This window comes from Streptomyces kebangsaanensis (genome assembly GCF_001906585.1).
Classification (GTDB): Bacteria; Actinomycetota; Actinomycetes; order Streptomycetales; family Streptomycetaceae; genus Streptomyces; species Streptomyces kebangsaanensis.
Genome location: NZ_JUJA01000072.1, coordinates 1 through 9,031, shown reverse-complemented (window position 1 = coordinate 9,031; position 9,031 = coordinate 1). Strand labels below are relative to the sequence as shown.

General features: G+C 72.2%; 9 protein-coding genes. 5 read left to right on the top strand and 4 right to left on the bottom strand.

Translation table 11 applies throughout. The annotated features are described in order from the left end of the window. Together RH94_RS42955 and RH94_RS10230 are read right to left on the bottom strand one after the other, a co-directional pair. Positions 1–575 (bottom strand): ABC transporter transmembrane domain-containing protein (locus RH94_RS42955; RefSeq protein WP_267893351.1); only part of this gene is annotated, 575 nt, incomplete at its 3' end. After that, positions 572–2,422 carry an ABC transporter transmembrane domain-containing protein gene (locus RH94_RS10230; protein ID WP_073947311.1) on the bottom strand — a complete coding sequence of 617 codons (1,851 nt, stop codon included), beginning with the start codon at positions 2,420–2,422 and terminating at the stop codon, positions 572–574. The genes RH94_RS10230 and RH94_RS42955, both read right to left, overlap by 4 nt. 382 nt (positions 2,423–2,804) lie before the next feature. On the opposite strand from RH94_RS10230, the gene RH94_RS10225 reads away from it, so the two are divergent. After that, entirely contained in the window at positions 2,805–3,395 is a 591-nt protein-coding gene (locus RH94_RS10225; protein WP_407697295.1) for a L,D-transpeptidase family protein, read from the top strand. Between the two features lie 118 nt (positions 3,396–3,513). Here the strand turns inward: RH94_RS10225 and RH94_RS10220 are convergent, their stop codons facing one another. After that, positions 3,514–3,975 (bottom strand): MarR family winged helix-turn-helix transcriptional regulator, encoded by a 462-nt coding sequence (locus tag RH94_RS10220; RefSeq protein ID WP_073947309.1) that lies wholly within the window; start codon positions 3,973–3,975, stop codon positions 3,514–3,516. A 115-nt stretch (positions 3,976–4,090) separates the two neighbouring features. On the opposite strand from RH94_RS10220, the gene RH94_RS10215 reads away from it, so the two are divergent. Continuing rightward, complete coding sequence (locus RH94_RS10215; protein WP_073947308.1) at positions 4,091–5,893, top strand: ABC transporter ATP-binding protein; 1,803 nt, start codon at positions 4,091–4,093, stop codon at positions 5,891–5,893. Positions 5,894–5,988: 95 nt separating this feature from the next. Beyond that, positions 5,989–6,846: an endolytic transglycosylase MltG gene (gene mltG, locus RH94_RS10210; RefSeq protein WP_073947307.1), complete on the top strand. Its 858-nt coding sequence runs from the start codon at positions 5,989–5,991 to the stop codon at positions 6,844–6,846. A gap of 21 nt (positions 6,847–6,867) precedes the next feature. Here mltG and RH94_RS10205 read toward each other — a convergent pair whose 3' ends face one another. After that, a complete protein-coding gene (locus RH94_RS10205; RefSeq protein WP_073947306.1) occupies positions 6,868–7,962 on the bottom strand; it encodes an NAD(P)-binding domain-containing protein in 1,095 nt (364 codons plus the stop codon). Between the two features lie 68 nt (positions 7,963–8,030). Between RH94_RS10205 and RH94_RS10200 the strand changes: the two genes are divergently transcribed. Together RH94_RS10200 and RH94_RS10195 are read left to right on the top strand one after the other, a co-directional pair. Next, on the top strand, positions 8,031–8,453 hold the full coding sequence (locus RH94_RS10200; protein WP_073947305.1) for a secondary thiamine-phosphate synthase enzyme YjbQ: 423 nt from the start codon (positions 8,031–8,033) through the stop codon (positions 8,451–8,453). 135 nt (positions 8,454–8,588) lie between these two features. Continuing rightward, entirely contained in the window at positions 8,589–9,029 is a 441-nt protein-coding gene (locus RH94_RS10195; protein ID WP_073947304.1) for a pyridoxamine 5'-phosphate oxidase family protein, read from the top strand. The last annotated feature ends 2 nt before the right edge of the window (positions 9,030–9,031 follow it).

Genomic DNA, 9,031 nt, shown 5'->3' with positions numbered 1-9,031 from the left:
GGCAGGGCCAGCAGCACGGCAGCGGCGAGCGGCGGCGCGGTGAGGACCAGACCGCCGAGCAGCAGTGCCGCCCACACCACTCCGATCGCCAGCTGCGGCACGGCCTCGCGCATCGCGTTGGCGAGCCGGTCGATGTCGGTGGTGATGCGGGAGAGCAGGTCGCCGGTGCCCGCCCGCTCCAGTACGCCCGGCGGCAGCCCGACCGACCGGACGAGGAAGTCCTCGCGCAGGTCGGCCAGCATCCGCTCGCCCAGCATCGCTCCGCGCAGCCGCACTTCCCGCACGAACACGGCCTGGACGAGCAGCGCCAGCACGAACAGCCCCGCGGTCAGGGGCAGATGCAGCTCCCGGACGCCGCGCGACACCCGCTCGACCAGACCGCCCAGCAGCCAGGGGCCGGCCATGGAGGCGAGCACGGCCACCGTGTTGACGGTGACGAGCAGCAGGAAGGCGCCGCGGTGCCGGCGCAGCAGCTCGGTCAGGTAGGCGCGGACGGTCGCGGCGGAGCCGACGGGCAGGGTACTGGCCGCCGTCGGGGCCGCCGGGTCGTACGCCGGGGGCGCCACGCCGATCATGCGGTCTCCTCCATCTCTTCCACGGCGCCCCGCGGGATCGCCTCGTCGGCCGGCGGATCGGCCGGTGCGGTCCTCGGCCCGCCGCCGCCCCGGATCATGTCGTGCGCGGCGAGTTCCTCGTCCGTCTCCCGGGTCACCACCGCGCGGTACCGGGGTTCGGAGTGCACCAGGTCGCGGTGCGCGCCGACCGCGGCGACCGTGCCCTCATGGACCAGCACCACCCGGTCGGCACGGTCCAGCAGCAACGGCGAGGAGGCGAACACCACCGTGGTGCGACCGGTCCGCAGGTTCCGCAGGCCCTGCGCGATCCGCGCCTCGGTGTGCGAGTCGACGGCGGAGGTCGGCTCGTCCAGGACCAGCACCTCCGGGTCGGTGATCAGCGACCGGGCCAGAGCCAGGCGCTGGCGCTGGCCACCGGAGAGGGACCGGCCGCGCTCGGTGACACGGACGTCCATCGGGTCCCCGGCGGCCGGCGACGCCTGTGCGAGCGCCTCCAGGACGTCACCGCACTGGGCGGCGGCGAGCGCCTCCCCGGCGGAGACGTTCCCCGAGGCGGGCACGTCGAGCAGTTCACGCAGCGAACCGGAGAGCAGTACCGGATCCTTGTCCTGGACCAGGACGGCCGTGCGGGCGGAGTCGAGCGGCAGTTCGTCGAGCGGCACGTCGCCCAGCAGCACCGACGTACCCGGCTCGGTGGGGTGGCCGCCGAGCCGTTCGGCCAGCCGGCCCGCCGCGTCCGGGTCGCCGCAGACCACGGCGGTCAGGAGTCCGGCGGGCGCGCGCAGTCCGGTCACCGGGTCGTACAGGTCGCCCGACGGTGCGTCGGCCGCCCGTGTCCCGGTTCCGTCGGTGGTCCGTTCCAGGGAGAGCACCCGGGCGGCCCGCCCGGCCGACGGGCGGGAGAAGGAGTACGCCATGGCGATCTCCTCGAAGTGCCGCAAGGGATAGGTGAGCACCATGACGGAGCTGTAGACGGTGACGAGTTCACCCACGGTGATCCGGCCGGTGCGGGCCAGCTGGACGCCGTACCAGACGACCGCGATCAGCAGCAGGCCCGGCAGCAGTACCTGGATCGCGGAGATCAGGGACCACATGCGGGCGCTGCGGACGGCCGCGTGCCGCACTTCCTGGGAGGCGCGGCGGTAGCGGTCGAGGAACAGCTCCTCGCCGCCGATGCCGCGCAGCACCCGCAGGCCGGCGACGGTGTCCGAGGCCAGTTCGGTGGCGCGGCCGGCCTTCTCGCGCTGCACATCGGCACGCCGGGTCGCGCGCGGAAGCAGCGGCAGCACCGCGAGCGCCAGCGCGGGCAGGCCCACGGCGACGACCACGCCGAGCGCCGGCTGGTACACGAGCAGGGCGGCGCAGACCAGCACCACGGTGACCGTGGCCGCGGTGAACCGGGACACGGCCTCCACGAACCAGCCGATCTTCTCGACGTCTCCGGTGGAGACGGCGACCACCTCGCCCGCGGCCACCCGCCGGGTCAGCGCGGAGCCCAGCTCGGCGGCCTTGCGGGCGAGCAGTTGCTGGACGCGGGCGGCCGCGGTGATCCAGTTGGTGACCGCGGCGCGGTGCAGGAAGGTGTCGCCGAGCGCGTTGCCGGCGCAGGCCAGCGCCAGCAGCCCGCCGGTCAGGGCGAGCCGGGAGCCCGAGCGGTCGACGACCGCCTGGACGGCGAGGCCGACGCAGAACGGCAGAGCGGCGACCGAGGCGAAGTGCAGCAGTCCCCAGGCCAGCGCTCTCAACTGCCCGCCCAGTTGGTTCCGTCCCAGCCACCACAGGAGTCGGGGACCCGAGCGAGCGTCCGGTACACCCGGGTCGGGATACGGAAGGTCTTGAATCTGCATGAGGTTCCAGTGGCTCGTGTCAGGGCGGAGCAGTCGCCGCCGGCGGGCGGACAGACCGTGACAGGGTCGCGTCGCCAAGTAGTCGAAAGCAAGCGGTTTTCCTTCCGCGCGCCGTGGAGAGCGGGCCGGCGCACGAGGAGCTGAATGCTCCAATGGAAAGTGAATAAGGCTATCTGGACCAATACGAGTGGATCACCCGGCGTGTCGTGGCAACGATGGGGACATGCAGAGTGGCGGCACAAAACATGCGATGGTCGCTGCGGCGACCTGCGGTTTCCTTCTGGCGGCAGTCGCCGCCTGCGGCGGGACTCGGGCGGAGCCCCACCGCCGCGAGGTCCCCAGACCCGGCGGCCCGTCGGGGACCGCCCGGACCGGCCCTTCCGTGGCCCCGTCCCGGATACCGGGCGTCGGAGAGCGGCTGTGGCAGCGGATCCCCCTCGGCGCACGGCAGGTTGTGGTGGTCTACGGCGACCACAAGGACTCCCCGGACTCGACACTGGTGCTGTACCAGAAACGCGGCACCTTCTGGCAGCAGTCGGGCAGTTGGCCGTCGCACAACGGCAAACAGGGCTGGACCACGAACCACCGGGAGGGTGACGAGCGCAGCCCCGTCGGGGTGTTCACGCTCTCCGACGCCGGCGGGCTTCTCGAGGACCCGGGCACCAGGTTCCCCTACACCCGGGACGAGGACACCTTCATCTCCCCCTACTCCTGGGACGAGGCGCACTGGCACGACTTCGACTACGTCATAGCCATCGACTACAACCGCCTGCGCGGCACACGCCCGGACGACCCGACCCGCCCCCTGGGGCAGTCCAAGGGCGGCGGGATCTGGCTCCATGTGGACCACGAGGACGGCACGTTGGGCTGCGTCAGCGTCCCGCAGTCCGCGATGGAGTACCTGCTGCGCACGCTCGACCCGAAGGACGAGCCCGTCATCGTGATGGGCGACAAGGCCAACCTGCGGCTGTAGCAGCCGTATCGGACCGGCGGTACGGCCGGCGGGAAGGGTCGCGGTGACGCACTTCCGTCACCCCTGGCTGTTGACTCGCCGAGTTCTCAGCAGTGTTCGCGCCCCCGTCGCGTACGTTTCAGCAGCGTCGGCAACGCCCCCGCGTGGGCACCGTGCCCACCAGTGTGTCCAGCAGTTCACCGAGCGCCTCGCGCTGTTCGTCCGTCAGGGGTTCCAGGATCTCCTCCGCGGCGGCCCGGCGCGCGCCGTGCAACTCGTGCAGCGCCCCGCGCCCCTCGGCGGTGAGCTCGATCCGGATGGCCCGGCGATTGGCCGGGTCGGGGACCCGGCGCACCCTGCCGCCCGCCTCCAGCCCGTCCACGAGCGTGGTCACCGCGCGCGGCACGACCTCCAGGGACTCGGCGAGGTCCGCCATGCGGGGCGGCTCGCCGAAGTGCGCCAAGGTGCGCAGCAGCCGGGACTGGGCCGGCGTGATGCCCAGGGTGTGCTGTTGCAGGTGACGCTTCTGGATGCGGTGCACCCGGCGGGTGAGCCGCAGCAGCTGCTCGGCGAGGAGGCCGTCGGGGTCGGGGGAACTCATGCGGGCACCATATCAGGATCTTGTTCATTGTGAGTATAGGTAACAATGAGCTAGGATCCGTAAGTCATGGTCGGCCGTGCCCGTCGGCCGGCGCCCGCCCACCTCGTAGGAGCTCATGCACCCCGACCACCAACCCGCCTGGACCCCGCCCGCCGACGCGAAGGGCCAACCCCGGCAGGTTCGCCGCATCCTGAGGCTCTTCCGTCCCTACCGGGGCCGCCTCGCGATCGTCGGCCTGCTGGTCGGCGCCTCCTCGCTGGTCTCCGTCGCCACGCCCTTCCTGCTGAAGGAGACCCTCGACGTCGCGATCCCGCAGGGCCGTACCGGCCTGCTGAGCCTGCTCGCGCTCGGCATGATCCTCAGCGCCGTCCTCACGAGCGTCTTCGGCGTGCTGCAGACACTGATCTCCACGACCGTCGGCCAGCGCGTCATGCACGACCTGCGCACCGCCGTCTACGGCCGGCTGCAGCGCATGTCCCTCGCCTTCTTCACCCGCACCCGCACCGGCGAGGTGCAGTCCCGCATCGCCAACGACATCGGCGGCATGCAGGCCACCGTCACCTCCACCGCCACCTCCCTGGTGTCCAACCTCACCAGCGTGGTCGCCACGATCGTCGCGATGGTCGCCCTGGACTGGCGGCTGACGATCGTCTCCCTGGTCCTGCTCCCGGTGTTCGCGTGGATCAGCCGCCGCGTCGGCAACGAGCGCAAGAAGATCACCACCCAGCGCCAGAAGCAGATGGCCGCGATGGCCGCCACGGTGACCGAGTCGCTGTCCGTCAGCGGCATCCTGCTCGGCCGCACGATGGGCCGCTCCGACTCGCTGACCGCGTCCTTCGCCGAGGAGTCCGAACACCTGGTCGGCCTCGAGGTGAGGTCGAACATGGCCGGTCGCTGGCGCATGGCCGTCATCACCATCGTCATGGCCGCCATGCCGGCCGTCATCTACTGGACCGCGGGCGTCGCCCTCCAGCTCGGCGGTCCGAAGGTCTCCATCGGCACGCTCGTCGCCTTCGTCTCGCTCCAGCAGGGCCTGTTCCGGCCGACCGTCAGCCTGCTGTCCACCGGCGTGCAGATCCAGACCTCGCTCGCGCTCTTCCAGCGCATCTTCGAGTACCTGGACCTGCCCGTCGACATCACCGAACACGAGCGGCCGGCCCACCTCGACCGGGTCGAGGGCGAGGTCCGCTTCGAGAACGTCGCCTTCCACTACGACGGCAACGGCGGCCCGATCCTCGACGGCATCGACATCGCCGTCCCCGCGGGCTCCAGCCTCGCGGTCGTCGGCCCGACCGGCGCCGGCAAGTCCACCCTCGGCTACCTGGTGCCCCGGCTCTACGACGTGACGAGCGGCCGCGTCACCCTCGACGGGGTCGATGTGCGGGACCTCGACTTCGACACCCTCGCCCGCGCCGTCGGCGTCGTCTCCCAGGAGACCTACCTCTTTCACGCCTCGGTCGCCGACAACCTGCGCTTCGCCAGACCGGACGCCACCGACGAGGAACTGCGGGCGGCGGCGAAGGCGGCGCAGATACACGACCACATCGCGGCCCTGCCCGACGGCTACGACACGGTCGTCGGCGAGCGCGGCCACCGCTTCTCCGGTGGCGAGAAGCAGCGCCTGGCCATCGCCCGCACCATCCTGCGCGACCCGCCGGTCCTCATCCTCGACGAGGCGACCAGCGCCCTGGACACCCGTACGGAGGCCGCCGTGCAGGAGGCCATCGACGCCCTGTCCGCCAACCGGACGACCGTGACCATCGCGCACCGGCTGTCCACCGTGCGCGGTGCCGACCAGATCGTGGTCCTCGACCGCGGACGGGTGGCCGAACAGGGCACCCACCAGGAGCTGCTGGACCTCGACGGACGCTACGCCGCGCTGGTCCGCCGGGACGCGCAGCTGGAGCCGACGAGCTGAGCCGGTCCGCCCGGTCGGCGAGCCGTCCAGGCAGGCCGGACCGACAGGCTGAAGATATGCCAGGTTTATGGCGGTATACGGGTTACCGTGCCCGCATGCAGACGAACACTCCGTCACGGAGAACGATCCGACTGACGCGCCGGGGCCGAGTGGCCCTGATCGTGTCCGGGGCCGTCCTGGCCGGCACCGCCGTGGCGGTGCCGCTGCTGACCCTGAACAGCGACAGCCGCAGCGGCGGACCGGTAGGTTCCCGCACCCTGGTGATCCCCGAGGGCTGGCGGGCCGGCCAGGTCTACGCCGCCATCGACGAGGTCCTCGCCCTGCCCGCCGGCACCACGAAGCAGTCGATCGCCAAGGCCCCCCTCAAGCTCCCGGCCGCCGCCGAGGGCAACCCGGAGGGCTACCTCTTCCCCGCGACGTACACCGTCGACGGCAAGGCCACCCCGCAGTCCCTGCTGTCCGCCTTGGTCGACACCGCGGACAAGAAGTTCAACGGAGCCCCGATCGCCGCCGGGGCGCAGCGCAACTCCATGAACATGTACCAGGCGGTCACCATCGCCAGCATCGTCCAGGCCGAGTCCGCCACGAAGGCCGACATGGCGAAGGTGGCGCGAGTCGTCTTCAACCGGCTGGAGCGCGGTATGCCGCTGCAGATGGACTCCATCCTCAACTACGCCCTCGACCGCACCGCGGCCCGCACGAGCGCGAACGACATCCAGGTGGACAGCCCGTACAACTCCTACCAGCGCATGGGGCTGCCGCCGACGCCCATCAACAACCCGGGCGAGGACGCCATGCGCGCCGTGATCAACCCCGCGCCGGGCGACTGGCTGTACTTCGTCACGGTCAAGTCGGGCGACACCCGCTTCACCGCAGACTACGCAGAACACCAGCGCAACCTCGCCGATTTCCACGCCGGCCAGAAGAGTCTCGGCCCGCAGCCGACGAAGTGAGCCGCGCCGGGCCGCGGCGCCTCACGCCGCGACGGCCGGTCCCTCTCCCGGATCCTCCTCGGCCAGCAGGCGCCCGATGTCCCTGACGGCCGCGCGCCCGGCCCGGTTGGCGCCCACGGTGCTCGCCGAGGGGCCGTAGCCGACCAGATGGACCCGGGGATCGGCGACCGCCCGCGTGCCGTCGACACGGATGCCGCCGCCCGGCTCGCGCAGCCCGAGCGGCGCCAGATGGCCGAGCGCGGCCCTGAACCCGGTCGCCCACAGGATGACGTCGGCCGCCACGTGCCGGCCGTCCGCCCACCGCACACCGTCCGGCGTGATCCGCTCGAACATCGGCCGCCGGTCCAGGACCCCGTCCTCCAGCCCCTTCCGGACGGCGTCGTTCAGCGGCAGGCCCGTCACCGAGACGACACTCCTGGGCGGCCGCCCCTGCCGCACCCGCTCCTCGACGAGCGCGACCGCGGCGCGGCCCGCCTCCTCGTCGAACGGCCCCTCGCGGAAGACCGGCGGGCGCCTGGTCACCCAGGTGGTGGCGGCCGCGTACGGAGCGATCTCCAGCAGGTGCTGGGTGCCGGAGGTGCCACCGCCCACCACGACCACCCGCTGCCCGGCGAACTCCTCGGGGCCGGCGTACCGTGCGGTGTGCAGCTGCCGCCCACGGAAGGTCTCCTGCCCCGGGTACCGAGGCCAGAACGGCCGCTCCCAGGTACCGGTCGCGTTGATCAGCGCCCGCGCCGCCCACGTACCGTCGGAGGTCTCGACGAGCAGCCGCCCGCCGGGCCCGTCCGTGACCGCCCGTACGTCCACCGGCCGCCGCACCCGCAGATCGAAGGCGCGCTCGTAGTCGGCGAAGTACCCGGCGACGACCTCCGAGGAGGGCCGCGCGGGATCGGCGCCGGTCAGCTCCATCCCCGGCAGTGCGTGCATCCCGTGCACCCTGCCGTACGTCAACGTCGGCCACCGGAACTGCCAGGCTCCGCCCGGACCGGGGGAGCGGTCGAGCACGACGAAGCCGCGGTCCGGTTCGAACCCGGTGCGCCGCAGGTGATGGGCGGCGGACAGCCCCGCCTGGCCGGCGCCCACGACGACCACGTCGACTTCGTGTGTCTTGTCCATGCCCCTGTCAACCGTGCCACGGGCGCGGATCTTCCTGCTCCCGCCCGGGGATCGACGAGGATGGGGGCATGTCACAAGCCTTCACCACCCGAGTCCTGAACGTGGCCTCCGGTACCCGGGAGACGGTCGTCGACCTCACCCGCGACTGCGAGACCTTCCTCGAGGAGACCGCGGGCGGTCGCGACGGCCTGCTGAACCTGTTCGTGCCGCACGCGACCGCGGGCGTCGCGATCATCGAGACCGGCTCCGGCAGCGACGACGACCTCCTCGCCACCCTGCACACCCTGCTGCCCGCCGACGACCGCTGGCAGCACCGCCACGGCAGCCCCGGCCACGGCCGCGACCACGTCCTGCCCGCCCTGGTGCCGCCCCACGCGACCATCCCGGTCCTCGGCGGCCGCCTGGAACTGGGCACCTGGCAGTCGGTGTGCCTGGTCGACACCAACAAGGACAACCCCCGCCGCCAGGTCCGGCTGAGCTTCCTGGCCTGACCGGGCCGTTCTCCTCGGTGGTCCAGGACCGACGGCCCTCGTGCCGCGGTCCGGGCGGCCGGAGGATGGGGGCATGTACCACGGCTGTGCCCGCCGTGCCGGGTTCGCCGTGCCGGGTGGAAAGACGGATGGCTGATGTATCGCAACGACGGGTTCCGTGAGCTGGACCGGCAGGAGTGTCTGCGGCTGCTGGCCAAGGTGCCGGTGGGCCGTGTCGTCCACACGCGTCATGCCCTGCCGGCGGTGCTGCCGGTGAACTTCGCCCTGGACGGCGACGGTGCGGTGCTGCTGCGCACCTCGGCCGACTCGGAGCTGGTGCGGGCGGTGGAGGGTGCGGTGGTGGCGTTCGAGGCGGACGAGGTGGACGCGGTGGCGCGGTCGGGGTGGAGTGTGGTGGTGACCGGTGCGGCCGCGGTGGTGACGGATCCGGCCGAGCGGCGGCGGCTGGCGGTGAGCGGTCCGCGTTCCTGGGTGCCCTGGCCCCGGGAGGTCTTCGTCCGTATCGAGCCGGAGCTGGTCACGGGCCGCGAACTGGTCGGCGGACGCAGCATGTACGGTCTCGATCCACTCTCCTGACC

What these genes read in the sequence shown, in the direction of transcription:
- RH94_RS10230 (WP_073947311.1), bottom strand. Translation starts at nt 2,422, where the DNA reads ATGCAGATTCAAGACCTTCCGTATCCCGACCCGGGTGTACCGGACGCT.
- RH94_RS10220 (WP_073947309.1), bottom strand. Translation starts at nt 3,975, where the DNA reads ATGAGTTCCCCCGACCCCGACGGCCTCCTCGCCGAGCAGCTGCTGCGG.
- RH94_RS10215 (WP_073947308.1), top strand. Translation starts at nt 4,091, where the DNA reads ATGCACCCCGACCACCAACCCGCCTGGACCCCGCCCGCCGACGCGAAG.
- mltG (WP_073947307.1), top strand. Translation starts at nt 5,989, where the DNA reads ATGCAGACGAACACTCCGTCACGGAGAACGATCCGACTGACGCGCCGG.
- RH94_RS10205 (WP_073947306.1), bottom strand. Translation starts at nt 7,962, where the DNA reads ATGGACAAGACACACGAAGTCGACGTGGTCGTCGTGGGCGCCGGCCAG.
- RH94_RS10200 (WP_073947305.1), top strand. Translation starts at nt 8,031, where the DNA reads ATGTCACAAGCCTTCACCACCCGAGTCCTGAACGTGGCCTCCGGTACC.
- RH94_RS10195 (WP_073947304.1), top strand. Translation starts at nt 8,589, where the DNA reads ATGTATCGCAACGACGGGTTCCGTGAGCTGGACCGGCAGGAGTGTCTG.